25 protein-coding genes are annotated in these 25,663 nt (G+C 72.3%); 17 read left to right on the top strand and 8 right to left on the bottom strand.

Annotated features, from left to right (window positions below; translation table 11 throughout):
* The first annotated feature begins 106 nt into the window (after positions 1–106).
* Positions 107–529, top strand: coding sequence for a hypothetical protein (locus H4O22_RS11945; protein ID WP_182523625.1), 423 nt, complete (start codon positions 107–109; stop codon positions 527–529).
* A gap of 1 nt (position 530) precedes the next feature.
* Here the strand turns inward: H4O22_RS11945 and H4O22_RS11940 are convergent, their stop codons facing one another.
* Entirely contained in the window at positions 531–782 is a 252-nt protein-coding gene (locus H4O22_RS11940) for a hypothetical protein (protein ID WP_182523624.1), read from the bottom strand.
* A 99-nt stretch (positions 783–881) separates the two neighbouring features.
* Here H4O22_RS11940 and H4O22_RS11935 point away from each other — a divergent pair, with 99 nt between their 5' ends.
* The 3 genes from H4O22_RS11935 (at position 882) to H4O22_RS11925 (ending at position 5,562) form a co-directional block, all read left to right on the top strand.
* Positions 882–1,628: a DinB family protein gene (locus H4O22_RS11935; protein ID WP_182523623.1), complete on the top strand. Its 747-nt coding sequence runs from the start codon at positions 882–884 to the stop codon at positions 1,626–1,628.
* Between the two features lie 246 nt (positions 1,629–1,874).
* Positions 1,875–2,288 carry a hypothetical protein gene (locus H4O22_RS11930; protein WP_182523622.1) on the top strand — a complete coding sequence of 138 codons (414 nt, stop codon included), beginning with the start codon at positions 1,875–1,877 and terminating at the stop codon, positions 2,286–2,288.
* A 37-nt stretch (positions 2,289–2,325) separates the two neighbouring features.
* Complete coding sequence (locus H4O22_RS11925; RefSeq protein ID WP_182523621.1) at positions 2,326–5,562, top strand: M36 family metallopeptidase; 3,237 nt, start codon at positions 2,326–2,328, stop codon at positions 5,560–5,562.
* Here H4O22_RS11925 and H4O22_RS11920 read toward each other — a convergent pair.
* A complete protein-coding gene (locus tag H4O22_RS11920; protein ID WP_182523620.1) occupies positions 5,546–7,921 on the bottom strand; it encodes an ATP-binding cassette domain-containing protein in 2,376 nt (791 codons plus the stop codon). The two genes, H4O22_RS11925 and H4O22_RS11920, sit on opposite strands and share 17 nt — an antisense overlap.
* A 63-nt stretch (positions 7,922–7,984) precedes the next feature.
* Positions 7,985–8,950, bottom strand: coding sequence for a helix-turn-helix transcriptional regulator (locus H4O22_RS11915; protein WP_182523619.1), 966 nt, complete (start codon positions 8,948–8,950; stop codon positions 7,985–7,987).
* Positions 8,951–9,006: 56 nt separating this feature from the next.
* Between H4O22_RS11915 and H4O22_RS11910 the strand changes: the two genes are divergently transcribed.
* Positions 9,007–9,561, top strand: coding sequence for an isochorismatase family protein (locus tag H4O22_RS11910; protein ID WP_182523618.1), 555 nt, complete (start codon positions 9,007–9,009; stop codon positions 9,559–9,561).
* 23 nt (positions 9,562–9,584) lie between these two features.
* Here the strand turns inward: H4O22_RS11910 and H4O22_RS11905 are convergent, their stop codons facing one another.
* Positions 9,585–10,325 (bottom strand): MBL fold metallo-hydrolase, encoded by a 741-nt coding sequence (locus H4O22_RS11905; RefSeq protein ID WP_182523617.1) that lies wholly within the window; start codon positions 10,323–10,325, stop codon positions 9,585–9,587.
* Between the two features lie 14 nt (positions 10,326–10,339).
* On the bottom strand, positions 10,340–11,125 hold the full coding sequence (locus H4O22_RS11900; protein ID WP_182523616.1) for an enoyl-CoA hydratase/isomerase family protein: 786 nt from the start codon (positions 11,123–11,125) through the stop codon (positions 10,340–10,342).
* An 81-nt stretch (positions 11,126–11,206) separates the two neighbouring features.
* Between H4O22_RS11900 and H4O22_RS11895 the strand changes: the two genes are divergently transcribed.
* Positions 11,207–12,136 (top strand): DNA-3-methyladenine glycosylase family protein, encoded by a 930-nt coding sequence (locus H4O22_RS11895; RefSeq protein WP_244962941.1) that lies wholly within the window; start codon positions 11,207–11,209, stop codon positions 12,134–12,136.
* 67 nt (positions 12,137–12,203) lie between these two features.
* On the top strand, positions 12,204–12,458 hold the full coding sequence (locus H4O22_RS11890; protein WP_182523615.1) for a hypothetical protein: 255 nt from the start codon (positions 12,204–12,206) through the stop codon (positions 12,456–12,458).
* Here H4O22_RS11890 and H4O22_RS11885 read toward each other — a convergent pair.
* Positions 12,418–13,680: a phospholipase D-like domain-containing protein gene (locus H4O22_RS11885; protein ID WP_244962940.1), complete on the bottom strand. Its 1,263-nt coding sequence runs from the start codon at positions 13,678–13,680 to the stop codon at positions 12,418–12,420. The two genes, H4O22_RS11890 and H4O22_RS11885, sit on opposite strands and share 41 nt — an antisense overlap.
* A 64-nt stretch (positions 13,681–13,744) precedes the next feature.
* Between H4O22_RS11885 and H4O22_RS11880 the strand changes: the two genes are divergently transcribed.
* From H4O22_RS11880 to H4O22_RS11860, 5 genes are all read left to right on the top strand, one after another.
* A complete protein-coding gene (locus H4O22_RS11880) occupies positions 13,745–14,896 on the top strand; it encodes a Kelch repeat-containing protein (RefSeq protein WP_182523614.1) in 1,152 nt (383 codons plus the stop codon).
* 58 nt (positions 14,897–14,954) lie between these two features.
* Positions 14,955–17,081, top strand: a complete 2,127-nt coding sequence (gene uvrB / locus H4O22_RS11875; RefSeq protein WP_182523613.1) for an excinuclease ABC subunit UvrB — start codon at positions 14,955–14,957, stop codon at positions 17,079–17,081.
* 182 nt (positions 17,082–17,263) lie between these two features.
* The gene (locus H4O22_RS11870; RefSeq protein WP_244962939.1) at positions 17,264–18,550 is read left to right on the top strand and encodes an MFS transporter; all 1,287 of its coding nucleotides are present in this window, start codon (positions 17,264–17,266) and stop codon (positions 18,548–18,550) included.
* 57 nt (positions 18,551–18,607) lie between these two features.
* Positions 18,608–18,790: a hypothetical protein gene (locus H4O22_RS11865; RefSeq protein WP_182523612.1), complete on the top strand. Its 183-nt coding sequence runs from the start codon at positions 18,608–18,610 to the stop codon at positions 18,788–18,790.
* A 32-nt stretch (positions 18,791–18,822) separates the two neighbouring features.
* Positions 18,823–19,203: an MmcQ/YjbR family DNA-binding protein gene (locus H4O22_RS11860; RefSeq protein WP_182523611.1), complete on the top strand. Its 381-nt coding sequence runs from the start codon at positions 18,823–18,825 to the stop codon at positions 19,201–19,203.
* Between the two features lie 21 nt (positions 19,204–19,224).
* On the opposite strand, the gene H4O22_RS11855 is transcribed toward H4O22_RS11860, so the two are convergent.
* Together H4O22_RS11855 and H4O22_RS11850 are read right to left on the bottom strand one after the other, a co-directional pair.
* On the bottom strand, positions 19,225–19,950 hold the full coding sequence (locus H4O22_RS11855) for a potassium channel family protein (protein WP_244962938.1): 726 nt from the start codon (positions 19,948–19,950) through the stop codon (positions 19,225–19,227).
* Complete coding sequence (locus H4O22_RS11850) at positions 19,947–20,489, bottom strand: DUF1707 SHOCT-like domain-containing protein (RefSeq protein WP_220451149.1); 543 nt, start codon at positions 20,487–20,489, stop codon at positions 19,947–19,949. The genes H4O22_RS11855 and H4O22_RS11850 overlap by 4 nt, the downstream gene beginning before the upstream one ends.
* A 181-nt stretch (positions 20,490–20,670) precedes the next feature.
* On the opposite strand from H4O22_RS11850, the gene H4O22_RS11845 reads away from it, so the two are divergent.
* From H4O22_RS11845 to H4O22_RS11825, 5 genes are read left to right on the top strand one after another with little or no spacing between them, the layout of a single operon-like run.
* Complete coding sequence (locus H4O22_RS11845) at positions 20,671–21,444, top strand: MlaE family ABC transporter permease (RefSeq protein WP_244962937.1); 774 nt, start codon at positions 20,671–20,673, stop codon at positions 21,442–21,444.
* Position 21,445: 1 nt separating this feature from the next.
* Positions 21,446–22,285, top strand: coding sequence for an MlaE family ABC transporter permease (locus H4O22_RS11840; protein WP_182523609.1), 840 nt, complete (start codon positions 21,446–21,448; stop codon positions 22,283–22,285).
* A gap of 4 nt (positions 22,286–22,289) precedes the next feature.
* Entirely contained in the window at positions 22,290–23,600 is a 1,311-nt protein-coding gene (locus H4O22_RS11835; RefSeq protein ID WP_182523608.1) for an MCE family protein, read from the top strand.
* A 10-nt stretch (positions 23,601–23,610) separates the two neighbouring features.
* Complete coding sequence (locus H4O22_RS11830) at positions 23,611–24,675, top strand: MCE family protein (RefSeq protein ID WP_182523607.1); 1,065 nt, start codon at positions 23,611–23,613, stop codon at positions 24,673–24,675.
* Positions 24,675–25,661: an MCE family protein gene (locus H4O22_RS11825; protein WP_182523606.1), complete on the top strand. Its 987-nt coding sequence runs from the start codon at positions 24,675–24,677 to the stop codon at positions 25,659–25,661. The genes H4O22_RS11830 and H4O22_RS11825 overlap by 1 nt, the downstream gene beginning before the upstream one ends.
* Positions 25,662–25,663: the final 2 nt, after the last annotated feature.

Genomic DNA, 25,663 nt, shown 5'->3' with positions numbered 1-25,663 from the left:
AGCTGAGCATCCGTGCTCAGGCGCCGGCCACACGCGCACGCGAGAGTGGAGGTGTGCCACGGGACGAGCCGTGGGCCCGGACGACACGAGCGAGAGACGGTCGATCATGCGCGCAGCCCTGACAGCCACGACGACGGCCGTGCTCACGGTGAGCGCTTGGCTGTCCTGGCTGGGCTTCCACGCCCCGAGGTTCGACGACCCGGTCACCGGTCAGAGCAGCGGACCGTACGAGACGTGGCAAGGGGTCGGCCTCGGCCTCACCTTCCTCGTCATCGTCGTCGCAGCCGCCTGGTTCGGCTCGCCGTACGCCGCTGCGGCCGGCCCACCGACCGGCCTGGTCCTCATCGCCTCCGTCGACTGGGGGACCGCTCCCGACGCCGACGGCCTGTGGATCATCGGCGTCACGATGCTCGGCTTCTGCGCGGCGGCCGGCGCTGTCGTGGTCGTCGTCGCCACGACGCTCGCACGGCGGTACCTCCTCGAGACGAGTGAGCGAAGGGCTCCGGCGCGCGGCGGACCGGCCGGATAGCTCAGCTCGCGTCGGCGTCGGCGTCGGCGTCGGCCTCGGCCCGCGCTTGCCGCCGGCGCTCGTGATTCGCCGTCACGAGCAGACCGCAAAGCCCCGCGATCCACACACTGTGGCTCATCGCATCGAAGAGGCCGGCCTCGGTGATGACGAAGGCGATGCCGACGGTGAGCACGATCAACGCAGCGCTCTGGGCCAGCGTCGCGGCGGCTGTCGCGATGGTGGCCGGCGCCGTGCGGGCTGGACGTCTCTGCACGCGGTCATCATCGGCTACCAGGATGGCGAGAGGCAGCGTTTCCGGCGAGGCGGTGCCGTCTCCCGACGCCCTCGCCCGACATCGGGTGATGATGAGGCGATGACGACCTACTCCGGCACGAACGAGTTCGAGGGTGCGACCTTCGTCCAGGCCAGCTTCAAGGGCGCCGCCCTGCGGTTCTCCGACGTCAGCGGGGTGACGATGCGCGGCGTCGACGTGGACGGGCTCGACATCGACAGCCACGACCTGTTCTTCGGCAGCCTCCTGGTCAACGGGGTGGACGTGGTCCCGCTGGTCGATGCCGAGCTCAACCGGCAGTTCCCGGGCCGCGAGCTCCAGAAGTCCCAGACGCCCGAGGGCCTGCGGGAGGGCTGGGTCGCCGTGCAGGCCGCGTGGCAGACGACGGTGGCGGACACCCCGTCGGACCTGGTGGACGCCCACGTCGAGGGGGAGTGGTCCTTGGCCCAGACCCTGCGGCACCTCGTCCTGGCGACCGACGCCTGGCTCCGTGGCGGGATCCTGCGGGTGCAGCAGCCGTTCCACGAGATCGGCCAGATCTTCACCGGCGCGGGCGAGATGGGCTTCGACATGTCCGTCTTCCGCGCGGACCCGCCGTCGTACGACGAGGTCCTCGCGGTGCGTGCCGAGCGTCAGCAGCAGGTGACCGACTTCCTCGCCACGGCGACGGCCGAGCTGCTCGCCGAGGAGCGCGAGAACCCGTGGGGCGGGGGCGACTGGCATCCCAGCGTCGGTGACTGCGTGCGCGTGATCCTGGAGGAGGAGTGGGCGCACCTGCGCTACGTCCGACGGGACCTCGCGCTGCTGCGCCCGGCCACGGCACCGTGAGAGGTCTGGCGTTCGGGGCGTGATGTTCCGGCGACTGGCGATCGACGCGAACGACCCACCTCGCTTGGCACGCGCACTACCTCGCACGACCGGGCGGCGGTCGACCTCGGCGTCGGCGGAGTGCGGTGAAACCGTGGCGACCTGCCCCGAGGACCGGTTTTACTACGTCGTCATGCGTTGACCCCGAGGCGGTCGCCCTCCCGCACGGGGTCCCGACAGAAGCCGACACCAGGACCCAGAGGATCGATGAAGCCCTACCTGCACAGCACCCCCACGGTGACGCTCACGACGTCGGCGGCCCCCGAGCTGGCCCTCGACGTCCTCGTGGGCACACTGAGGGCCGCGAAGTTCAAGCAGCGCGAGCGCGAGCCCGGCCGGGCCCGGCTGCGGGTCGGGACGTTCATGAGGGCGTTCCTCCTCGACGGCGACTGGATCCTGGCCACGGTGGTGCCGCCTCTTCGGACCTGGCTGTTCCGGGCCACCGTGGACCTCACCGTCGTGGAGGTGGAGCCGTCGACCCAGGTGCAGGTCAGGATGCACAAGATCTCCGAGGGCCGGCGGGCAGTCCCCTACACGCTGGCGGCGGTCGACGCCGCCGTCCAGGCCCTGCGCGGGCTGGGGCACCCGACCGACCTGGGGGAGGTCTGGTCCGGGAAGTGACCCCGTGACGCGGCGCGCGGTGGGTCGTTCCAGAGGCGTGACCCTCTTCCGCACCCGGCGCGGCGCCGCACTCGCCGCCACCCTCGCCGCCGCGCTCGTGGCCACCCCGGCCCTCTCGGACGCCGCTACCAGCGCCTCCTCCGCGCCGCCCCTCAGCAAGACCGTCCGGGCGCTGCTCCCGTCGCTGGGCGAGGGCGTCCCCGTCACCGCCTTCGACGCCCGCGCCGGCCTGCGCCCGCTGGCCCCGACCGCGACGCAGCGCTCCGCCGTCGCGCGGATCGCGGGCGCGGCGGTCACCTGGAACGCCGAGGGCACGCCCCGCACCATCGCCCGCACCGGCGGCGTCCTCGCCGGGCCGAGCGCCGGCTCGCCGGTCGACATCGCCCGCTCCTGGCTGGCCGGCCACGCCACCGCCTTCGGGCTCTCCTCCGCGGACGTCGCCGACCTCGCCCTGATCCGGGACCACGAGCTGCCCGGGGTGGGCGCGAAGGTCGTGAGCTTCAGCCAGACCTTCGGCGGCGTCGAGTCCGGGTACGGCGGCGTGCTCACCGTCCTCGTCGACCGGGACGGCCGCGTCGTCAGCTACAGCGGCAACCCGGTGCGCAGCACGTCCCTGCTCGGCTCCTTCGACCTCAGCCCGCTCGAGGCGGTCACGAGGACGGTCGGCGACCTGCTCCCCGGCCTCGACCTCGCGCCGACGGCGACGGGGGAGACCCAGGCCGGCTACCAGGTGTTCAGCAAGGGACCGCTCGCCGACGTGCTGCGGGTCCGCAAGATCGCCTTCCCGACGCCGACCGGCGGGCGCGCGGCGTACGCCGTCCTCGTGGTCAAGAGCCTCGACGAGGCCTGGGTCGTGATCACCGACGCCACGACCGGCAAGCCGCTGCTGCGCAAGTCGCTGGTGGCGCACTCCGAGGGCACCGTCTACGAGAACTACCCCGGCGCGGCCAAGGGCGGGAAGCCGAAGATCGTCAGCTTCGGCCCCACGAAGCAGTCGCCCGCGGGCTGGCTCGACCCCACCGGTCTCGCCGGGCTGCCCGGCATCACCACGCTCGGCAACAACGCGAACACCGCGATCGCCTGGACCGTCCCGCTGGTCGCGGCCGACCAGTACAACCGCCCGGTCAGCCCCACCGGCCAGTTCAACTTCCCGTTCCCGGACTCCTGGGCGACGTCCAACGGCGCCACCGGCTCCTACATCGCCGACGCCAACGCCGCCGCGACCAACCTCTTCTACCACCACAACCGGATCCACGACGAGCTCTACGAGTTCGGCTTCACCGAGACCGCCGGCAACTTCCAGCTGGTCAACAACGGTGCCGACGGCCTGGGTCTCGGCGGCGACCCGATCATGGGCGGCGCGCAGTCCGGCGCCCTCAACCTGACCGAGCCGGTGCTGCCGCTCGGCCGCAACAACGCCAACATGCTGACCCTCCCGGACGGCATCCCGGCGTTCACGAACATGTACCTCTGGGAGTACTCCGACGACGTCTTCGAGGCACCCGCGCGGGACGGCGACTTCGACGCCAGCATCATCGAGCACGAGTACGTCCACGGCCTCTCCAACCGGTACGTCGGGGGCGGCGGGCTCGGCTCGCTCGGCACCGTCCAGTCCGGGGCGATGGGGGAGGGCTGGGGCGACTGGTACGCGATGAACGACCTGTTCCGCCGCGGCCTGACCCGCACCGCCGTGACCGCGCCGTACGTCGGCGACCCGCAGCGCGGCATCCGCAACTGGAACTACGCCACCAGCCCGGCGACGTACGGCGACTACGGCTACGACATGTCCGGGCCGGAGGTGCACTCGGACGGCGAGATCTGGACCGCCACCCTGTGGACGCTGCGCGAGAAGATCCTCGGCGCCGTCGGCGGCGACCACGTCAAGGCCAGCGACATCGCCCAGCACCTGGTCACCGACGCGATGCCGATCTCGCCCCCCGCGCCGTCGTTCCTCGACATGCGCGACGCGATCCTGAAGGCCGCCGAGCTGCGGTACGGCGACCGCTACACCGCGCTGGTCTGGAAGGCGTTCGCCGAGCGCGGCATGGGCGTCTCCGCCCGCACGGCGGGGGAGACCGACACCGACCCGAAGCCCGGCTTCGACGTGCCCGGCGCGAAGCAGAACGGCGTGCTGCGGCTGACGCTGGTCAACGACTCCACCGGCAAGCCGGCCAAGGGCGTCCGCGTCCTCGGCGGGATGTTCGAGGGCCGCGGCACGCCCATCCTGGTGACGAACACGAAGGGCAAGGGCACGGCCGCGATGGTCCCGGGCACCCGCCGGCTGACCCTGCAGGCGCCGGGCTTCGGCATCCAGCGGCTGTCGGTGCCGCTGAAGGCCGGCACGGTCACCCGCAAGACCGTCCGCCTCCGACCCAACCTGCTCTCGCAGTCGTCGGGGGCCAAGGTCGTCAAGGCGACCAGCCAGGCCACGGCGCTGCCGGCGTCCAACCTCGTCGACGACACCGAGACCAGCAGCTGGCAGACCGCCGCGCGGACCGCGCCGTACAACTCGGGGCCGGACCAGTCGGTGACCGTGAAGCTGAAGAAGAAGTCCACGATCCGCACCGTGGCGGTCAGCGTCCTCAAGCCGATCGGTCTGCCGCGCTTCGCGGCGGCGCGCAACGTCCTGGTGCAGACCTCGAAGGACGGCAAGAAGTGGCGCACCGTCCAGGCCGCGAAGTTCCGGTTCCGGGGCCCGCGTCCTGCCGTCCCCGACCTGGCGCTGAAGACCTACCGGCTGCGCAAGCCCGTGGAGGCGCGCTTCGTGCGGGCGGTCGCGGAGTCCGTGCTCGGCTCGACCGCGGAGAGCGCGTCCACCGCCGTCGTCGCGGAGGTGCAGGCCTTCGGCACCGCGAAGGGGATCACGCCGAAGCAGCCCAAGCCCGACAAGCCGGTCACCTCGCACGGCTCGGTCGCGGTCGGCAACCCCGCCCAGGGGTCGCTGCTCGGGCTCGACCCCTACCGGCCCGGCGTGACCGAGCTGTCCTGGGCGGCGACCTGCCCGGGGCTGCCGTCGGCGAACGGCGTGGACGCGTGGATGACCAAGCTCCCCGCCGGCGCGGGCGACGGCATGCACGTCGCGACGTACCGCGGCTCGGTGCCGATCGGGGAGTTCTTCGTCTACGCCTACGACGAGGACTGCGCCCCGATGACCGGCGGCTTCGCGCTCTTCGACGAGGAGACGCCGATCCCCGCGGGCGCGGCGTACCTCGGCTTCCTGCTGCTGTACGGCGCGGGCGCGGAGTTCGACGTCACGATCACCGAGCCGCGGTAGCCGCCCCGACGTACGCCGCGAGGTGGCGGCCCGTGAGCGTGTGCGGGTCGGCCACCAGCGCGGCCGGCGTGCCCTCGAACACCACCCGGCCGCCGTCGTGGCCGGCGCCGGGGCCGAGGTCGATGATCCAGTCGGCGTGCGCCATCACCGCCTGGTGGTGCTCGATCACGATCACCGACTTGCCGCCGTCGACGAGCCGGTCGAGCATCCCGAGGAGGTTCTCCACGTCCGCGAGGTGCAGGCCGGTGGTCGGCTCGTCGAGGACGTAGACGCCGCCCTGCTCGCCCAGGTGGGTGGCGAGCTTGAGCCGCTGCCGCTCGCCGCCGGAGAGCGTGGTGAGCGGCTGGCCGATGGTGAGGTAGCCGAGCCCGACGTCGGCGAGCCGCGCGAGCACGCGGTGCGCGGCGGGCAGCTTCGCCGGGCCGTCGGGGGCGAAGAAGGCCTCCGCCTCGGTCACCGACATGGTGAGCACCTCGTTGATGTCCTTGCCCCCGAGCTCGTACTCCAGCACCTCGGCTTGGAACCGCTTGCCCTCGCAGACCTCGCAGGTCGTCGCGACGCCCGCCATCATCGCCAGGTCGCTGTAGACCACCCCGGCGCCGTTGCACGCGGGGCAGGCGCCCTCGGAGTTGGCGCTGAACAGCGCCGGCTTCACCCCGTTGGCCTTGGCGAACGCCTTGCGGATCGGCTCGAGCAGCCCGGTGTACGTCGCGGGGTTGCTCCGCCGCGAGCCCTTGATCGCGCCCTGGTCGATGACGACCACGCCCTCGCGGCCGGCGACCGACCCGTGGACCAGCGAGCTCTTGCCCGAGCCGGCCACGCCGGTGACCACGACCAGCACGCCCAGGGGGACGTCGACGTCGACGTCCTGGAGGTTGTGCCGGTCGGCCCCGCGGACCTCGAGGACGCCGGTCGGCTCGCGGGTCGAGTCCTTGAGAGTCGCCCGGTCGTCGAGGTGCCGGCCGGTGATCGTGTCGCTGGCGCGCAGCCCCGCCACCGAGCCCTCGTAGACCACCTCGCCGCCCCCGGCCCCGGCGAGCGGGCCGAGGTCGACCACGTGGTCGGCGATCGCGATCGTCTCCGGCTTGTGCTCCACGACGAGCACGGTGTTGCCCTTGTCGCGCAGCCGCAGGAGCAGGTCGTTCATCCGTTCGATGTCGTGGGGGTGCAGCCCGATCGTCGGCTCGTCGAAGACGTAGGTGACGTCGGTCAGCGAGGACCCGAGGTGGCGGATCATCTTGGTCCGCTGGGCCTCGCCTCCCGAGAGCGTGCCCGACGGGCGGTCGAGGGAGAGGTAGCCCAGCCCGATCTCGACGAACGAGTCCAGGGTGCCGCGGAGCGCCTCGAGCAGCGGCGCGACCGACGGCTCATCGAGCTCGTGGATCCAGGCGGCGAGGTCGCTGATCTGCATCCGGCAGAGGTCGGCGATGTTCCGGTCGCGGATCTTCGAGGACCGGGCCTGCTCGCTGAGCCGGGTGCCGTCGCAGTCGGGGCAGGTGCTGAACGCGACCGCCCGCTCGACGAACGTGCGGATGTGCGACTGGAGGGCGTCGACGTCCTTGGCGAGGAACGACTTCTTGATCTGCGGGACCAGGCCGAGGTAGGTCAGGTTGATCCCGTCGACCTTGATCTTGGTGGCCTCCTTGTACAGGAGGTCGTCGAGCTCGCGCTTGGTGTACTTCCCGATCGGCTTGTCGGGGTCGAACCAGCCGCAGCCGCGGTAGATCCGGCCGTACCAGCCCTCCATGCTGTAGCCCGGGATGGTGATCGCGCCCTCGTTGAGCGACCGGTCCGCGTCGTACAGCGCGGTGAGGTCGATGTCGTTGACCGCGCCGCGGCCCTCGCAGCGCGGGCACATGCCGCCGAGGACGTTGAAGGTACGGCGCTCCTTGGTGGTGCGGCCGCCCTTCTCCACGGTCACGGCGCCGGCGCCGCTGATCGAGGCGACGTTGAACGAGAACGCCTGGGGGGAGCCGATGTGCGGCGTGCCGAGGCGGCTGAAGAGGATCCGCAGCATGGCGTGGGCGTCGGTCGCGGTGCCGACGGTGGAGCGCGGGTCGGTGCCCATCCGCTCCTGGTCGACGATGATCGCGGTGGTCAGCCCGTCGAGCACGTCGACGTCCGGCCGCGCCTGGCTGGGCATGAACCCCTGCACGAACGCGCTGTAGGTCTCGTTGATCAGCCGCTGCGACTCCGCGGCGATGGTCCCGAACACCAGCGAGCTCTTGCCCGACCCGGACACCCCGGTGAACGCCGTGAGCCGGCGCTTCGGCAGCTCGACGCTGATGTCCTTGAGGTTGTTCGTCCGCGCGCCGTGGACGCGGATCAGGCCGTGGCTGTCGGCGACGTGCGTGGTCATCGGTTCTCCCTGTCCTGGCGGGTTCTCCCGCAGCCTCCCAGAGACGACCGACTCATGCCTGGCTCATGCCTCGCTGATGCCGACCGACGCGAGCAGCCGGTGCCCGAGCGCCTCGACCGCGGCGCGCAGCTCGGGGCCGCCCTCGACGCGGAACGGCGCCGGCAGGCCGGCCACCTGCTCGGCGTACCAGGCGGGGTTGTCGGTGGAGCCCACCAGCCGCGTCGCGTCCGGGCCGGCCGGCTCCAGCCGTCCGAGCGTCCGGGGGACGCAGGGCGCGACCCGGTCGAGCGGCGCGTCGATGAGCACCGCGACGTCGTGCTCCCAGCCCACGGCGAGGTTCTCCTCGAGCGCCGCGACCGGGTCGAGGTCGGCCGGCGGCTCGAAGCCGGTCTCCAGGACGTGCACGCTCGTGACCCGGTCCACCCGGTAGGTCCGGACCGCGTCCGCGGCGACGGAGCGGCAGAGCAGGTACCACCGCCCGTACCGGACGACGAGCGCCCAGGGCTCGGCCTCGAGGTCACGCTCGCTGCCGGAGCCGGTGCGGTAGCCGAGCCGGACCCGCCGCCGCGCCGCGCACGCCTCGACCAGGGCCACGGTCGTCGCGGGGTCCGGGCGGGACGCACCACGGTCGGGGACCGGCGCCGCCGTACGCCGCAGCGCCTCGGCCTGGGCGGCGACCGGGCGCGGCAGCACCCCGAGCAGCTTGCCGAGAGCGCTGCCCACCGGGTCCGCGGGGTCCGCGGCGTCGTGGTGCCCGTCGAGCGCGGCCATCACCAGGCCCAGGGCCTCGGGGGCGGTGAACAGCAGCGGGGGCGGGCGGACGCCGCGGCCCAGGCGGTAGCCGCCGGCCGGGCCGCGCACCGACTCGACGGGGATGTCGGCCTCGCGCAGGATCTCGACGTACCGCCGGGCGGCGCGGGCGGTGACCCCGAGCCGCCGGCCGAGGCGCTCGGCGGTGATCCCGGGGCTGTTCTGCAGCAGCTCGAGCGCCAGCAGGGCCCGGGCGGTGGGGCTGCCGTCGACGCTCATCAGGCTCCGCTCCGATCAGGAAGTAGATCGTCCGCAATCGACCCTAGCCTGGTCGGATGACGACTCTCCAGGACCGCCCGCACACCGCCCTCGTGGTCATCGACGTCCAGAACGGCGTGCTGGCCGGCGCCCACGACCGCGACGCCGTGGTCGCCAACGTCGCCGCGCTCGTCGACCGCGCCCGCACCGAGGAGGTGCCGGTGGTCTGGGTGCAGCACTCGCACCCGGAGCACCTCCCGCACGGCAGCGACGACTGGCAGTACGTCGCCGAGCTGAAGGTCGACGAGGCCGAGCCGGTCGTGCACAAGACCTACGCCGACTCCTTCGAGGAGACCGACCTCGAGCAGGTGCTGGCCGAGCGCGGCATCGGCCGGCTCGTGGTCGCCGGCGCCCAGACCGACGAGTGCATCCGCGCGACCCTGCACGGCGCGCTGGTGCGGGGGTACGACGCGACGCTGGTCGCCGACGCGCACACCACCGAGGACCAGAGCCAGTGGGGCGCCCCCACGCCCGACCTGGCGATCGCGCACACCAACCTCTACTGGGAGAACCACCGCGCCCCGGGCCGCGTCGCCGGGGTCGTCCGCACGGCCGACGCGACCTTCGCCTGAGCCCGCCGACGGAGCCCGCCGGCCTAGCGGGCGAGGTGGTGGTCGAGCAGCGCGCGCATCCGGTCGCCGTCGAAGCTCGGCTCGTGGCCGGCGTGCACGGTGCCGACCGCGCCGGCCGGGAGCGCGGCGAGGCGGCGGAGGCTGCGGCCGTAGTCGTCGGGGTCCGAGCCGGTCAGCCCGTCGAGGAGCACCTCGTCGTCGTACAGCACGTCGCCGGTCCACAGCGTGCCGCGGTCGCGGTCGTGGAGCGCGATGCTGCCCGGTGAGTGCCCCGGCAGGTGCAGCACCTCCAGCGTGCGGTCCCCGAGGTCGAGCACGTCGCCGTCGTGGAGGGCCCGGGTGGGCCGGACCGGGTGCAGGACGTAGTCGTCCGGGCGGTACGCCGGGGAGGGCGGCGCCTCCAGCAGGCTCGCCGGCAGGTCGAGGTCACCGCCGAGGACGCGGGCCAGCTCCGGGCCGCGCAGCGAGCCCCGGCCGGGCTGCTCCCACGGCTCGGCCGGGTGCGCCCACACCTCGTCGAACTCGTGCGCGCCACCCATGTGGTCGAGGTGGGCGTGGGTGAGCACCACGACGAGGCCGGGGTCGCCGAGCAGGTCGGGCAGCGCCGCGCGCAGGGGGACCACGCCGAGCCCGGAGTCGACGAGGACGGAGCGGCGGCTGCCGCGGACCAGCCAGGTGTTGGACCGGAGGAACGGGTGCACGTGCGGCTCCTGGACCAGCGTCACCCCGTCGCCGACCTCGGTCACGGAGAACCAGTCGCTCACCGCACCAGCGTCCCTCACCAGCCGGGCGGCAGCGAGGTGAAGTCGGGCGCGCGCCCCTCGGCGAACGCGGCGAGCGCCTCCAGGTTGGCCGGGCCGCCCATCAGCTCGGCGAACGCGGCGTTCTCCCGCTCCCGGGCGGCGCGGACCCCCTCGCGCAGCGGCTCGGTCATCGTGCGCTTGACCGCCACCAGGGAGGAGATCGGGCGCGCGGCCAGAACCTCGGCGTGCCGGAGCGTCTCGGGCAGCAGGTCGTCGGGCTCGCAGACGCGCCAGACCAGGCCCATCGCCAGCGCCTCCTGCGCGGAGACCCACTCCGCCGAGAGCAGCAGCCAGGCGGCGTCCTGCCGGCCCACCAGCCGGGGGAGCAGGTACGACGACGCCGCCTCCGGCGCCACCCCGAGCGAGGTGAAGGGGCACTTGAGCCGCGCGGTGGAGGACATGAACGCGAGGTCGGCGAAGCCCAGGATGGTGGTCCCGATCCCGAGCCCGATGCCGTTGACGGCGCAGAGCAGCGGCTTCGGGAAGTCCGCGAGCGCGTCCACCAGCCCGATGAACCCGTGCTCGCCGCGCTGGAAGTCGGGGTCGGTCGCCATCCGGTGCATCTCGAGCAGGTCGGTGCCGGCGCTGAACGCGCGGCCGGCGCCGGTGATCACCACCACGGCGACCGTGGGGTCCTCGGCGGCGGCCAGCAGCGCCTCGGCGGTCGCGTCGTAGAGCGCCTCGTCGAAGGCGTTGAGGGCCTCGGGACGGTCCAGGGTCAGGGTCCGGACGCGGTTCCGGTCGGTGGTCTGCAGGGCCATGGCAGGGAGACTAGAACAGGTTCCACCCCGGTGTCGGCGGTGTGTTCAGACGTGTCGGAGGTGTCGGATACCGTCGCCGGGGTGAGCTCCCGGACCTGTGTGTGGCGTCCCGGCCGGCCCTGCTCGGTCCGCGGGATGCTGCTGCACCGCCGCCGCGGCGCGGGCGACCCGACGTACCGCCTCGACGGCGAGCGGCACTGGCGCGGCCTGCGCACCCCGGAGGGCCCGGCGACGCTGGTGGTCTGGTCCCGGCCCGGCGACGGCGAGGTGCACGCCGAGGCCTGGGGCCCCGGCGCCGACTGGGCGCTCGCCTCGGTCCCGGGGCTGCTCGGCGACGACGACGACCCCAGCGGCTTCGAGCCGCGGCACCCGGTGCTCGTCGAGGCGGCGCGGCGCCACGGCGAGGTCCGGATCGGGCGCAGCGGGCTGGTGATGGAGTCGCTCGTGCCGGCGATCATCGAGCAGAAGGTGACCGGCCAGGAGGCGTTCGCCGGGTTCCGGATGCTGGTGCACCGCTACGGCGAGCCCGCTCCCGGCCCGGGCGCCGACCGGGGCCTGTGGGTGCAGCCGACCCCGGACGCGCTCCGCACGGTGCCGTCCTGGGAGTGGCTGCGGATGCACATCGACCCCGCACGCTCACGCGCGGTGGTCACCGCGGCGCGGGTCGCCGAGTCGCTGGAGCGCACCGCCGGGCTTCCGCACCGCGAGGCGGAGCGCCGGCTGCGCTCGCTCCCCGGCGTCGGCGTCTGGACCGCCGCCGAGACCCTGCAGCGCGCCCACGGCGACCCCGACGCGGTCTCCTTCGGCGACTACCACGTCGCCCAGGACATCGGCTGGGCGCTGACCGGCGAGCCGTTCGACGACGACGCGCTGGCCGAGTTCCTCGACCCGTGGCGCCCGCACCGCGGCCGGGTGCAGGCCCTGGTCGTGGCGGCGGGGCTCCGGCGGCCCCGGCACGGCCCCCGGATGGCCCCGCGCACCCACCTGCCGGCCCGGGTCACCCGCCGCTGAGCGCCGCTACGGGGTGTCGTGCCGGAGGTCCTTGCCAGGACGGTCCCGCGGCGGCACGGTGAGCACCGTGACCGACCGAGACGAACCGAGCCGCGCGGGTCCGCTCGTCGTCGGCCTGCTCGCCACCCTGTGGTTGTCGACCGCGGCCGTCGTCCTCTTCGTGACGTCGCTCGTCGCCCTGTGGGTGGGGGTGCCGGCCTGGGTCGTCGCCGTCGGGATCGTGGCCGTGCTCGTCGTGCTGGCGGTGGCGTCGTGGCGGGTCCGGAGCGCGGGGGCAGCGCTCAGAGGAGCGGGCGCAGCGGGGCGAGCGTCGCCTCGGTGAACTTCCGGTGCAGGTCGCGTGCCTCCCACTCCGCGCTGGTGAGCTCGAGACTGTTGCCCTGGTCGACCGCGAAGATCTCCTCCAGGGTCTGCGCGAAGGCCTCGTCGAAGACCTCCACGTTGATCTCGTAGTTGCCCTGCAGGCTGAGCCGGTCGATGTTGGCGGTGCCGACCGTCGACCAGGTGCCGTCGACGGTGAGCGTCTTGGCGTGCACCATCGCGTCGCGGAACCGGAAGATGCGCACCCCGGCGTCGAGGAGCTGGGAGAAGTACCCGCGCGAGATCCAGTCCGCGACGATGTGGTTGGACTTCAGCGGCACCAGCAGGCGTACGTCGACCCCGCGCCGCGCGGCGGCCTTCATCGCGTCGGCGAAGTCCTGGTCGGGGGTGAAGTAGGCCTGCGTCATCCAGACCCGGACGCTCGATCGTGCGATCGCCTCGAGGTAGACCGACCGGATCGGGAACATCCACAGCTTCGGCACGTTGCGGTGGAACCGGATGACCGGCTCCCAGGTCGAGGCGGTCTCCAGCAGCAGTGGCCGCTCGCTGGCGCGGATGCGGCGCCGCCGGTTGAGGTTCCAGAAGTCGGCGAAGGCGCGCTTGAGGTCCCACACCGCGGGTCCGGTGATCCGCACGTGGGTGTCGCGCCACTCGGTCTCGTACGCCGAGCCGATGTTGTAGCCGCCGACGAACCCCTCGTGGTCGTCGACCACGAGGATCTTGCGGTGGTCCCGGCCGTAGCGGGCGACGTCGAAGAACCGCCACCCGGCGGGGTAGAGCGGGTAGCGCAGCACCTTCATGTTCGACGGGAAGCGCTTGAACCGGGGCGAGACGACGAGGTTGGCGAAGCTGTCGTAGATGCAGTAGACCTCGACGCCCCGGTCGGCGGCGGCGGCGAGCGCGGCCTTGAAGCGCTCGCCGATCTCGTCGCCCTTCCAGATGTAGGTCTCGAAGAGGATCTGCCGCTGGGCGCCGTCGATCGCGGCGAGCATGTCGGCGTACAGGTCTCGGCCGTAGGTGTAGGTCCGCAGCGTGCTGTCGCCCACCGACACGGTGCGCGGCGGGGTCACCGGGAACGGCTTCGGCTTCTTCCCGCGACGACGGTAGGAGTCGACGAGCGACATGCCGACCGCAAGGGCGAGCTGGACGCCGAACACCGTCAGCAGCGTGCGCCGGGCGATCCGCACGATCCGCTCGGGGACGGACTGGACTCGGCTACCCACCGGGTCAATCTAGCGACCCGGCTGCGATGGGGAACCGGAGGCCGTCGGCGCGCGTCTGCACGGCATGCGATCGCGCCTGCTGCCGGCCCTTCCCGCTCTCGTCCTGGCCGCGGCGGGATGCGGCGCGGAGACCGGCACGAGCGACCCCCCGCCCGCGTCGTCCGCAGCGGCGTCGACGGTCGGCCCGGGCTGGCGGACGCTGCCGCCGGGCCCGCTGAGCGGGCGCATCGGCTCCTCGGTGCTCGGCCTCGACGAGCGGCACGTCCTGGTCGTCGGCGGTTGGGAGTGGCTGTGCCCGCCGACCGCGGACTGCTTCTACCCCGACTCTCCCCGGCTGGCCGACGGTGCGGTCGTGGACCTGGCGACCGGGGAGTGGCGCGAGGTCGCGGACGCCCCCTTCGGGTTCAGCCATGCGGTCGGCGCGGTGCTCGACGGGGACGCCTTCCTCCTCGCGTCGTGCCGGTCGGGGGCGGACTGCACGGGCCCCGCGGAGCTGCTGCGCTACGACCCGGACGCCGACACCTGGGACGTCCTCGCCACGGTGCCGCGCGGGCGCAGCGGCGTCTCGGCCCTGGTGCCGTACGACGGGCGCCTGCTGGCCGTCTCGGGCACCGACGAGCAGGGCGAGAGCGCGGACCGGCTCCTCGACCCCGTCACCGGCGCCGGGACCGACCTGCCCGACGACCCGCTGCCGGAGGTCTTCGACCGGTTCGTCGTCGCCGACGGTGACCGGCTGCTCGCCTTCGGCTCGACCGAGGGGGAGGGGGGCGGCAAGCTCGCCGCGGCGTACGACGGCGCCACGGGGACGTGGACGAGGCTGCCGGGCGCCCCGTCGGAGGGCTACCAGGCGTGGAGCGTCGCGGGCCGGGTGTGGCTCAACGGCCACTTCGGCGACGACGGCGGCGCGGTGCTCGACCCCGCGACCGGCACCTGGGGCCCGTTGCCCGCCGACCGGCCGTCGGGCGCGGGCGATCTCGCGGGGGTCGTCGGCGACGGCGAGGCCGCCTACGAGTACGACCACGGCTGGGTCGTCGACGCGGTGCGCGGGCGCTGGGTGGAGGTCCCCGACCAGACCCCGGCGACGTACGACGAGACGGTGGCCGCCGTCGGGTCCGCGCTGGTGGTCGCGGGCGGGCAGGACTGGTCCGAGCGGGCGGACGGCCCGGCCGGTCGCCTGGTCGCCGACGTCCGGGTGTGGCGGCCGAAGACGGGCTGAGCGACGGGCCGATCCGGGCCGATCCGGGCTTGTCGGTGCGCCCGCCTACGCTGGTTGCATGCGCCCTGTCACCGATCTCGAGCGCCGGGTGGCGCCGTTCAAGGTCGAGTCCGACTACCAGCCATCCGGCGACCAGCCGGCCGCGATCAAGGAGATCACCCAGCGGATCCGGGCGGGGGTCGAGGACGTCGTCCTCCTCGGTGCGACCGGCACCGGCAAGACCGCCACCGTGGCCTGGGTGACCGAGCAGCTGCAGCGCCCGGTGCTGGTCATGCAGCCCAACAAGACGCTGGCCGCCCAGTTCGCCAACGAGCTGCGCCAGCTGTTCCCGAACAACGCCGTCGAGTACTTCGTCAGCTACTACGACTACTACCAGCCCGAGGCCTACGTCCCGCAGACCGACACCTACATCGAGAAGGACTCCTCGATCAACGAGGAGGTCGAGAGGCTGCGGCACAGCGCGACCAACTCGCTGCTGACCCGCCGCGACGTGATCGTCGTCAGCACCGTCTCCTGCATCTACGGCCTCGGCACCCCGCAGGAGTACGTCGACCGGATGCTGCGGCTGCGCGTCGGCGAGGAGCACGACCGCGACTCGATCCTGCGCCGGCTGGTCGAGATCCAGTACACCCGCAACGACATGAGCTTCACCCGCGGCACCTTCCGGGTCCGCGGCGACACCCTGGAGATCTTCCCGGTCTACGAGGAGCACGCGGTCCGGATCGAGTTCTTCGGCGACGAGATCGAGCGGCTGATGTCGCTGCACGCCGTCACCGGCGAGGTGCTCACCGAGGACGAGGAGCTCTACGTCTTCCCCGCGACCCACTACGTCGCCGGCCCGGAGCGGATGGAGCGGGCTATCCGCGGCATCGAGCTCGAGCTCGAGGACCAGCTGGCCAAGTTCGAGCGCGAGGGCAAGCTGCTCGAGGCCCAGCGGCTGCGGATGCGCACGACGTACGACATCGAGATGATGCGGCAGGTCGGGTCCTGCTCGGGCATCGAGAACTACTCGATGCACATCGACGGCCGCCCGCGGGGCTCCGCGCCGAACTGCCTGCTCGACTACTTCCCCGAGGACTTCCTGCTCGTCGTCGACGAGTCCCACGTCGCGGTCCCGCAGATCGGCGGCATGTACGAGGGCGACATGTCCCGCAAGCGCAACCTGGTCGACCACGGCTTCCGGCTGCCGAGCGCGATGGACAACCGGCCGCTGCGGTGGGAGGAGTTCCTCGACCGGATCGGGCAGACGATCTACCTCTCCGCGACCCCCGGCGACTACGAGCTGGACAAGGTCGGTGGCGACACCGTGGAGCAGATCATCCGGCCCACCGGCCTGATCGACCCCGAGGTCGTCATCAAGCCGACCAAGGGCCAGATCGACGACCTGATCCACGAGATCCGGCTGCGCACCGAGCGCAACGAGCGGGTCCTGGTCACCACGCTGACCAAGAAGATGTCCGAGGACCTCACCGACTACCTCCTCGACGCCGGCATCCGCACCCGCTACCTCCACTCCGAGGTCGACACCCTGCGTCGCATCGAGTTGCTCCGCGAGCTCCGGATGGGCGAGTACGACGTGCTGGTGGGCATCAACCTGCTCCGTGAGGGCCTCGACCTGCCCGAGGTGTCGCTGGTGGCGATCCTCGACGCTGACAAGGAGGGCTTCCTGCGCTCCGACAAGTCGCTGATCCAGACCATCGGTCGCGCGGCCCGCAACGTGTCCGGCCAGGTGCACATGTACGCCGACAAGATCACCCCCTCCATGGAAAAGGCGATCGAGGAGACCAACCGGCGCCGCGAGAAGCAGGTGGCCTACAACCTGGCCGCGGGCGTCGACCCCCAGCCGCTGCGCAAGAAGATCGCCGACATCACCGAGATGCTGGCCCGCGAGGACGAGAACACCCAGGCCCTGCTCGAGACCTGGGCCGGCACCGCGGCCAAGGGCCGCGCCGGGGGAGTGAAGGCCAAGCAGCCGGTGCCCGCCCTGCGCTCCGGCGACGCCGGCAAGCACGCCGCCGACCTGGCCGGCATGCCCAGCGCCGACCTCGCCCAGCTGGTCCAGGACCTCACCGACCAGATGCGCAACGCCGCCGCCGAGCTGCAGTTCGAGCTCGCCGCCCGGCTGCGCGACGAGATCTCGGAGCTCAAGAAGGAGCTCCGCCAGATGATGGAAGCAACGAAGTGAGGAGGGAGCGCCGACCGAGGGGTCTCGATACGCCCCTCGTTCCTCGGGGCTACTCGACCAGCGAGTGGCTCGTGACCTCGTTGGTCGAGTAGCGAGCGCCAGCGAGCGTATCGAGACCCCTCACGAGGAGACCCGCAGGACGGCCGTCCGCGAGGTCCGGGGCAGCACCTAGGATCGACGCCGTGAGCGACCCGGCGCCGTCCTTCCGGGTCGGGCTGACGGTCTGGCTGGTCGGGCTCGCGGTCTACGTGCTGGCGGTCTTCCACCGGTCCTCGCTCGCGGTCGCCGGGCTCGAGGCGACCGAGCGGTTCGGCATCTCGGCCTCCCAGCTCGCGACGTTCACGATGCTCCAGCTCCTCGTGTACGCCGCGATGCAGGTCCCGGTCGGGCTGCTGGTCGACCGGTTCGGCTCGCGCAGCGTGCTGCTGACCGGGGCGCTGCTGCTCTCCGCGGCACAGGCGGCGTTCGCGCTCGCCGAGAGCTACCCGGTCGCCCTGGTGGCGCGGTTCTTCGTCGGCCTCGGGGACGCGATGACGTTCATCTGCGTGCTGCGGATCCTCGCGGTCTGGTTCCCGCCGCGCAGGATCCCGATCTTCACCCAGCTGACCGGCACCGTCGGCCAGCTCGGCGCGATCGGGGCGGCGGTCCCGATGACCTGGGCGCTCGGCAGCGTCGGGTGGACCCGCGCCTACCTGGTCACGGCGTCGTTCGGGGTGGTGCTGGCCGCCGTCGGCGCGGTGTTGCTGCGCGACGCCCCCGCGAGCCGCAACCTGCGCGGGACGCCGCTCTCGCCGGCCGCCGCCCGGGCCAGCCTGGCGGCCTCGTGGTCCCACCCCGGCACCCGGCTCGGCTTCTGGATCCACTTCTGCACCCAGTCGAGCGCCACCACGCTCTCGCTGCTGTGGGGCTACCCGTTCTTCGTCCGCGGCGAGGGCCGCTCGAGCGCCGAGGCGGGCCTGCTGCTCACGCTCATCGTGGTCTCGGTGGTGGTCGCCGGACCGGTGCTCGGCTGGTTCGTCGCCCGGCACCCGTGGCACCGCTCCTCGATGGTCCTGGGGATCGTCGGCGCGATCGCCGCCACCTGGACGGTGGTGCTCGCCTGGCCGGGCCCGGCGCCGTTCGCGCTGCTGGTCGTGCTGGCCCTGGTGGTGGGGGTCGGCGGGCCGGGGTCGGTGATCGGCTTCGACGTCGGGCGCACCTCCAACCCCGCCGAGCGGCTGGCCAGCGCGACCGGGATCATCAACGTCGCCGGGTTCGTCGCCAGCCTGCTGCTGGTGGTGGCGATCGGGCTGGTCCTCGACTGGCGCACGCCGGGCAGCAGCACCGACTACCAGCCGGCGGCGTTCCGCTGGGCGATGAGCGTGCAGTACGCCGTGTGGGCGCTCGGGCTGGTCCAGGTGCTGCGCTACCGGCGCCGGGCACGCCGCGTGATCGACCGGGTCGCGCTGGAGGCGGGGGCGACCGGGTGAGCGACGGAACCGACCGCCCGCGGGTGTGATCCGCAGCACACCGGATACCGGACGGGTATGACAACCGAGCGGACGGCGGCGATGACCGCGACCGAGCGCAAGCACGACCCGACCGCGTGCCGCGGGTGCGGCGGTGCCAAGGTGCCCCGGCTGACGGCCGGCGCCCGCCCGTTCGTCGCGAACGGGCCGCCGCTCTGCGCCGACGTCCCGATCCGGCTGGTCTGCCCCTCCTGCGAGTGACGCGACGCGCTCCGCTCGCCTAGGTTCGACCCATGACCCCCGAGGCCCTGCTGGCCCACTGCCTGGCCAAGCCCGGCGCGTGGCCGGACTTCCCGTGGGGCGAGGGACCGGGCGGGCACGACCACCCGGTGATCAAGGTCGGGCCCGGGGAGCGCGGGAAGATCTTCGCGTTCGTCGGCGCGACCGGCGTCGGGGTCAAGGCCGGCCCGACCCGCGAGGTGGCCGACGAGTGGCTGGCGCGCTACCCCGGCGCCGCGAGCGTGATGGCCTACCTCGGCCGGTCGGGCTGGAACGACCTGGCGTTCGGGAACGCGATCCCCGACGAGGAGCTGCTGGAGGCGGTCGACGAGTCCTACCGGCTGGTGGTCTCCCGGCTCCCCAGGGGGCTCCGGCCGGCCGGCTGGGACTGCTGACGCCGAACCTTCCGGGTGCGGTCAGCGCGTGGGGCCGTGCACGCTGCGGCTCACGGTGAGCCCGACCAGGCGGGCGACCACGAGCGCGACGTACAGCACGCCGACGACCATCTCGATCATCACCAGCGACCGGGCGTGGTCGAGGACCGGCACCACGTCGGAGAGGCCGACGCTGGTGAGCGTCGAGAACGACAGGTAGAGCAGCTCGAACCAGTCGCGCTCCGTACCGCCCTCGGCGCCGATGAAGGACCCCGGCCAGATCACCTGGACGGCGACGAAGACGTACGCGAAGCCCCAGGCGACGACGGTGAACGCCGCGCCCGTCGCGAACAGCTCGTCGCGGGTGACCCGGTCGTCGTGGAAGAGGTAGCGGACCATCCCGTAGGAGACGTAGAAGTAGAACGGCGCGTGCAGCAGGGCCGAGACGAGCACGATCCAGCCGGTGTCCGGTGAGAACGCCTCGAGCACCGTGAACACCATCCCGGGGCCGCCGAGGCAGATCGCGACCCACAGCAGGGCGGGGGAGCGGCGCACCGCCCAGAGCGCGGTGAGCACGATCCCGAGGTGCACCACGCCCAGCAGGGCGCGCCCGGGGGTGGAGTCGCGCAGGAACGGATAGATCAGCACCGCCAGCAGCTGCGCACCGAGGAGCACCGCGGAGGGGTGCTTGCCGAACACCGGAAGGACCTGGTGCCGCCGCTCCCGCGTCCCGGCCTCGGCCGGGGGGTCGCCGAGGTGGCCGGTCACGCGCCGTCCCCCTTCGGACGCAGCGCCCGGGCCTGCTTCTTCTCCAGCTTCCGCGCGTGGTCGGCGATGATGTCGTCGCGTCGCAGCAGGGTCTGGAGCAGGTTCGCGCCGGTCCCGAGCATCACGAACGCGGGCCAGAAGAAGCCCCCGAACATCACCACTGCCCAGATCACCAGGCAGATGACTGACGGGACGAGGAAGGTCGCGACCGCCTCCCGCAGGTCCCTGCGCCAGGCGGCGACGGCCAGCTCGTGGATCGTCTCCGGCGTCGCCCGCGCGAGGTCGGTGGAGGGCGGCCGGGCCGCGGGGACGGCGGGCACCAGGTCGCCGACCAGCGGGGGGAGGTCGCCCAGGGTGCGCGCCGCGGCGGCGGCCGCGCGGCGCTCGTCGAGCTCCTCGAGGTCGAGCCGGCCGTCGGCGTACGCCTCGTCGAGCACGCCGTGCACGACGTCGCGGTCACGGTCCGAGGCGCGCAGCCCGGCGTACGCCGGGTCGCGGGGGTCGTGCGCGAACGACGACCAGGGCGAGGAGGGGTCCACAGGTCGCATCGTCCCCCATCTGGAGGGTCCGCGGGAAACCCCGTCCGCCAAGGGATGGGACGGATGCCACAAATATTCCGCGGGGGCGGGACCTCCTGGCGATGTGGTCGTTGTCACGAACGAGAACACGTTCTATGGTCAGCGCGGCCGTCGGCCGTCGGAGCAGGGGGAGGTGACCGAGGTGGCGTTCTCCGCTGTGTCCGTGGTCCGGGGGCCCGGTGAATTGACCGCCATGGTCGTCGACGTCACCAAGCGTCTGTTCACCACCCACTTCCAGGTGCGGGAGTGGATCGAGCAGGCCTGGTTCATCACCAGCGTCACGCTGATGCCGACGATCCTGGTCTCGGTGCCCTTCGGCGCGGTCATCTCCCTGCAGGTCGGCAACCTCACCGGTCAGCTCGGCGCCCAGTCCTTCGCCGGCGCCTCCGCCGTGCTGGCCGTCGTCCGCGAGGCCGCGCCCATCGCCGCGGCCCTGATCATCGCCGGCGCCGCGGGATCGGCGATCTGCTCCGACCTCGGGGCGCGCAAGATCCGCGAGGAGATCGACGCGATGGAGGTGCTGGGCGTCGACCCGATCGCCCGGCTCGTGGTGCCCCGCGTGATGGCCACGGTCTTCGTCGCGATGATGATCAACGGCCTGGTGATCTCCGCCGGCATCGGCGGGGCGTACTTCTTCACCGTCATCATCCAGGACGGCTCGGCGGGCGCGTTCCTCTCCTCCTTCACGGCGCTGGCGACGCTGCCCGACCTCTACATCAGCATGGTCAAGGCCGCGGTCTTCGGCTACCTCGCCGCGATCGTGGGCGCCTTCAAGGGGCTCAACGCCGGCGGCGGCCCCAGCGGCGTCGGCCGCGCGGTCAACGAGTCGGTGATCGTCGCCTTCATGCTGCTGTTCTTCCTCAACGCGATCATCACCGCGATCTACTTCCAGGTCGTCCCGCAGGCAGGACTCTGAGATGGCAGCCATCGGCGAGGTCGGCGCGACCCTCCTGCGCGAGCGACGCGAGCGGCTCGAGGAGTACGGCGACCAGCTGCTGTTCTACCTCAAGGCCCTGGCCTGGACGCCCCGGGCGATCCGGCGCTACCCGCGCGAGATCCTCAACACCCTCGCCGAGGTGTCCTTCGGCGCCGGCGGCCTCTCGGTCATCGCCGGCACGGTCGGCGTGATCGCGTTCCTGGCGTTCTTCGCCGGCACCGAGGTGGGCATCCAGGGGTACGCCTCGCTGAGCCAGCTGGGCGTCTCGAAGTTCACCGCCTTCATCTCCGCCTACTTCAACACCCGCGAGGTCGCGCCGCTGATCTCGGCGATCGCGCTGGCCGCGACCGTCGGCTGCGGCTACACCGCCCGCCTCGGCGCGATGCGGATCAGCGAGGAGATCGACGCGCTCGAGGTGATGGGCATCCCGTCGCTGCCGTTCCTGGTCACCACCCGGATGATCGCGGCGTTCATCGCGGTGATCCCGCTCTACATCGTGGCGCTGAGCGCGTCGTACCTCTCCCCGCGGCTGATCACGACGATGATCTACGGGCAGTCCGGCGGCACGTACGACCACTACTTCCTGCAGTTCCTGCCGCCGATCGACATCCTCTGGTCGTTCTTCAAGCTGATCATCCTCGCGGTCGCGATCATCCTGATCCACTGCTACTACGGCTACACCGCGTCCGGTGGCCCGGCCGGGGTGGGCATGGCGGTGGGCAAGGCGATCCGCACCAGCATCGTGACCACCGTCGTCGCCGACTTCTTCCTCAGCTTCGCGATCTGGGGCTCGACCACGACCGTCCGGATCACGGGGTAGCCGGGTGCTGGTCAACGTCCACCACGACAGCCCCGCGGAGCACCGTCGCCTCCTCGTGGCCGGGGTCGTCTTCCTCACCGTCATCGCGACCCTGATCTGGCTCTCGATCGCCGTCTACAACAAGAAGTTCGAGGCGGCCACGATGGTGACGTTCAAGGCCGAGCGGGCGGGCCTGCAGCTGGCTCGGGGCGGCGACGTGCGGCTGCGCGGCGTCCTGGTCGGCCAGGTGCGCGACATCAGCCAGGACGGCGAGGAGGCGGTGATCCTGGTCGCGCTGCGTCCGGCCGCCGCCGCCGAGGTCCCGCAGAACATCCGCGCGGAGATCCTGCCGACCACTCTCTTCGGGCAGAAGTTCATCTCCCTGGTCGAGCCCGAGAACCCCTCCGAGGAGGCGATCCGCGACGGCGCTGTGGTCGAGTCCGACCGGGTGGAGACCAACGTCGAGCTGAGCCGGATCCTGGCGGACCTGTTCCCGCTGCTGCGCTCGGTCTCCCCGGGCCAGCTCAACGCCACGCTCTACGCCCTCGCGTCCGCCCTGTCCGGCCGCGGCGAGCGGATCGGCGTCCTGCTCGAGGACCTCGACGGGTACGCCGGCCGGCTCACCGAGCGGCTGCCGACGTTGCAGCGCGACCTCGAGCTGCTGGCCGACGTCTCCCAGACCTACGAGCGGGCCACCCCCGACGTGCTCCGGCTGCTGCGCAACGCCACCGTCTCCGCCCGCACCATCGCGGACAAGGAGGCCGAGCTCGCCTCCTTCATCGACGACGTCACGGGGCTGGCCGAGACCAGCGCCCGGGTGCTCCGCGACAACGAGGAGGGCATCATCCGGCTCGGCGAGCTCTCCCGGCCGCTGCTGCGCCTGCTCGACACCTACTCACCGGAGTACCCGTGCCTGCTCGAGGGGCTCGACGTCTACACCGCGAAGCTCTCAGAGATCTTCGCCAACAGCCGGGTCAACCAGGTCCTCGAGCTCGGCTCGGTGCAGAAGCCGGCGTACGACGCCAACGACCGGCCGGAGTACGGCGAGGTCGGGCACGGTCCGTGGTGCGCCGGGCTGCCGAACCCGCCGGGGCCGGTGAGCACCCCGCTGGACGACGGCAGCGACCAGGACGAGATCACCCAGTCCTCCCCGTTCCGCACCGTCGCCCCGGGGTCGTTCCGCAACCCGACCAAGGGCTACTCCGGCACCGCCCCCGAGCAGCGGCTCGTCAACGTGCTGCTCGCCTCCGAGGCGGACCTCTCGATGCGGGAGCTCGGCTCCCTCTCCGCCCTGCTCTACGGACCGCAGGTCCGGGGGACCACGGTGCAGCGATGAGGGGGGCGACGTGAGCACGCGCAACACCGCGACCATCGTCTCGGCGCTCAAGCTGGGCGTCTTCACCGTCGTCTCGCTGCTGGTGACCGGGCTGCTCGCCGTGATCATGGGCAACATCGGCTTCGGCGAGAAGCAGACCGTGCACGCGATCTTCACCAGCGCGAGCATGCTCCAGGAGGGCGACGACGTCCGGATCGCCGGCATCCCCGTGGGGGAGGTCAAGGAGGTCGAGATCCACGAGCGGCAGCAGGCCCGGGTGACCTTCGAGGTGGAGGCCGACGTCCCGCTGACCACCGCCAGCCGCGCCGAGATCCGCTACCTCAACATCGTCGGCGACCGCTACCTCGCGCTCGAGGAGGGCGACCCGGCGGCGAAGCCGCTCGAGGACGAGGCGACCCTGCCGGTCAGCCGCACCTCGCCGGCGCTGGACCTCACCGCGCTCTACAACGGCTTCCAGCCGCTCTTCGCCGCGCTGGACCCGGCCTCGGTCAACGAGCTGTCGAAGAACATCATCGAGGTGCTGCAGGGGGAGTCCGGCACGGTCCAGAGCCTGCTCTCGCGCACCGCCTCGCTCACGAACACGCTCGCCGACCGCGACGAGCTGATCGGCGAGGTGATCACCAACCTCGACCGGCTGCTCACCACCGTCGACCGGCGCCGCGGGCAGCTCTCCGAGCTGGTCGTGGGGCTCAAGGACTGGATGGGCAACCTCGCCCGCGACCGGGTCGCGATCGGCAGGTCCGTGCAGAACCTCTCCGCGCTCACCGACACCGTCGCCGACCTGCTCACCCGGGCCCGTCCGCTGCTGAAGGAGGACGTGAAGGAGCTGCGGCAGCTGATGACGCTGCTGGCGAAGAAGGAGAACCTCGAGGTGCTCACCGGTCTGCTCGAGCGGCTCCCCGAGGCGATGACCGACCAGACCCGGATCGGCACCTACGGGTCCTGGTACAACTACTACCTCTGCGACTTCGAGGGCAGCATCACGCTGCCGAAGATCGCCGGCATCGACCTGACCTTCCTCCAGGACTCCCTGAACGACCTGTCCTTCCACAGCACCGCGCCGAGGTGCCAGTAATGGCCGCCCGCGGACGCAGCGACGCCCAGGTCCTCCGCTTCGGCGCGATCGCCCTGGTGGTGCTGCTCGTCGTGATGGCGGCGGCGTTCAACCTGCAGAAGTTCCCGGGCTTCCGCGGCACCGGGTACCACGCGGTCCTCACCGATGCGAGCGGGCTGCGGGCCGGCCAGATGGTCCAGGTCGCCGGGCAGCGGGTCGGCCGCGTGGGGGGCCTCGCGGTCGAGGACGGCAAGGTCGTCGTCGACTTCGAGGTGGACGCGGGCGTCGAGCTCGGCCCCGACACCCGCGCGTCGGTCGAGGTCCTCAACCTGCTGGGGGAGAAGTACCTCGAGCTGGTCCCGGAGGGCAAGGGCGACCTCGAGCCGGGCGGCACGATCCCGGTCGAGAACACCCGGGCGGCGTACGACATCGTCGACGTGCTCGGCGACCTGACCACCACCACCGAGGCCATCGACGACCAGCAGCTCGAGGAGGCCTTCGACGTCATCTCCGCGACGCTCGACGGCGCGGCACCCGAGATCCAGGGCTCGTTCACCGGTCTCTCCCGGCTGTCGCGGACCATCGCGACCCGCGACGAGGAGCTGGCCGGGCTGCTGGACCGCGCGGAGTCCGTCAGCGGGCTGTTCGCCGACCGGCGCGGCGACCTGGTGCAGCTGATGGACAGCAGCAGCCTGGTCTTCGACGAGCTCGACCGCCGCGAGGAGGCGATCCACCGGCTGCTGGTGAACGCCGAGACCCTCGCGATCCAGCTGCGCGGGCTCGCGGAGGACAACGAGAAGGACCTCGCGCCCGCGCTCGCCGAGCTGCGCACCGTGACCACGATGCTCCGCGACCGGCGCACCGAGCTGCGCAAGACGGCGGCCGCCGTCGGCCCGTACGCCGACATCCTGGGCAACATCGTCGGCACCGGCCCGTGGTTCGACGCCTACCTGGTGAACCTGCTCGGTCTCGGCACCGGCGAGTTCCTCCCCGGACCGAGGAGCTGACC

It is taken from the genome of Nocardioides dongkuii (genome assembly GCF_014127485.1).
Taxonomy (GTDB): Bacteria; Actinomycetota; Actinomycetes; order Propionibacteriales; family Nocardioidaceae; genus Nocardioides; species Nocardioides dongkuii.
Note: the sequence above shows the minus strand (reverse complement) of the source record. Positions and strands in the feature narration are given on the sequence as shown.

What these genes read in the sequence shown, in the direction of transcription:
- H4O22_RS11945 (WP_182523625.1), top strand. Translation starts at nt 107, where the DNA reads ATGCGCGCAGCCCTGACAGCCACGACGACGGCCGTGCTCACGGTGAGC.
- H4O22_RS11935 (WP_182523623.1), top strand. Translation starts at nt 882, where the DNA reads ATGACGACCTACTCCGGCACGAACGAGTTCGAGGGTGCGACCTTCGTC.
- H4O22_RS11930 (WP_182523622.1), top strand. Translation starts at nt 1,875, where the DNA reads ATGAAGCCCTACCTGCACAGCACCCCCACGGTGACGCTCACGACGTCG.
- H4O22_RS11920 (WP_182523620.1), bottom strand. Translation starts at nt 7,921, where the DNA reads ATGACCACGCACGTCGCCGACAGCCACGGCCTGATCCGCGTCCACGGC.
- H4O22_RS11915 (WP_182523619.1), bottom strand. Translation starts at nt 8,950, where the DNA reads ATGAGCGTCGACGGCAGCCCCACCGCCCGGGCCCTGCTGGCGCTCGAG.
- H4O22_RS11910 (WP_182523618.1), top strand. Translation starts at nt 9,007, where the DNA reads ATGACGACTCTCCAGGACCGCCCGCACACCGCCCTCGTGGTCATCGAC.
- H4O22_RS11900 (WP_182523616.1), bottom strand. Translation starts at nt 11,125, where the DNA reads ATGGCCCTGCAGACCACCGACCGGAACCGCGTCCGGACCCTGACCCTG.
- H4O22_RS11880 (WP_182523614.1), top strand. Translation starts at nt 13,745, where the DNA reads ATGCGATCGCGCCTGCTGCCGGCCCTTCCCGCTCTCGTCCTGGCCGCG.
- uvrB (WP_182523613.1), top strand. Translation starts at nt 14,955, where the DNA reads ATGCGCCCTGTCACCGATCTCGAGCGCCGGGTGGCGCCGTTCAAGGTC.
- H4O22_RS11865 (WP_182523612.1), top strand. Translation starts at nt 18,608, where the DNA reads ATGACAACCGAGCGGACGGCGGCGATGACCGCGACCGAGCGCAAGCAC.
- H4O22_RS11860 (WP_182523611.1), top strand. Translation starts at nt 18,823, where the DNA reads ATGACCCCCGAGGCCCTGCTGGCCCACTGCCTGGCCAAGCCCGGCGCG.
- H4O22_RS11840 (WP_182523609.1), top strand. Translation starts at nt 21,446, where the DNA reads ATGGCAGCCATCGGCGAGGTCGGCGCGACCCTCCTGCGCGAGCGACGC.
- H4O22_RS11825 (WP_182523606.1), top strand. Translation starts at nt 24,675, where the DNA reads ATGGCCGCCCGCGGACGCAGCGACGCCCAGGTCCTCCGCTTCGGCGCG.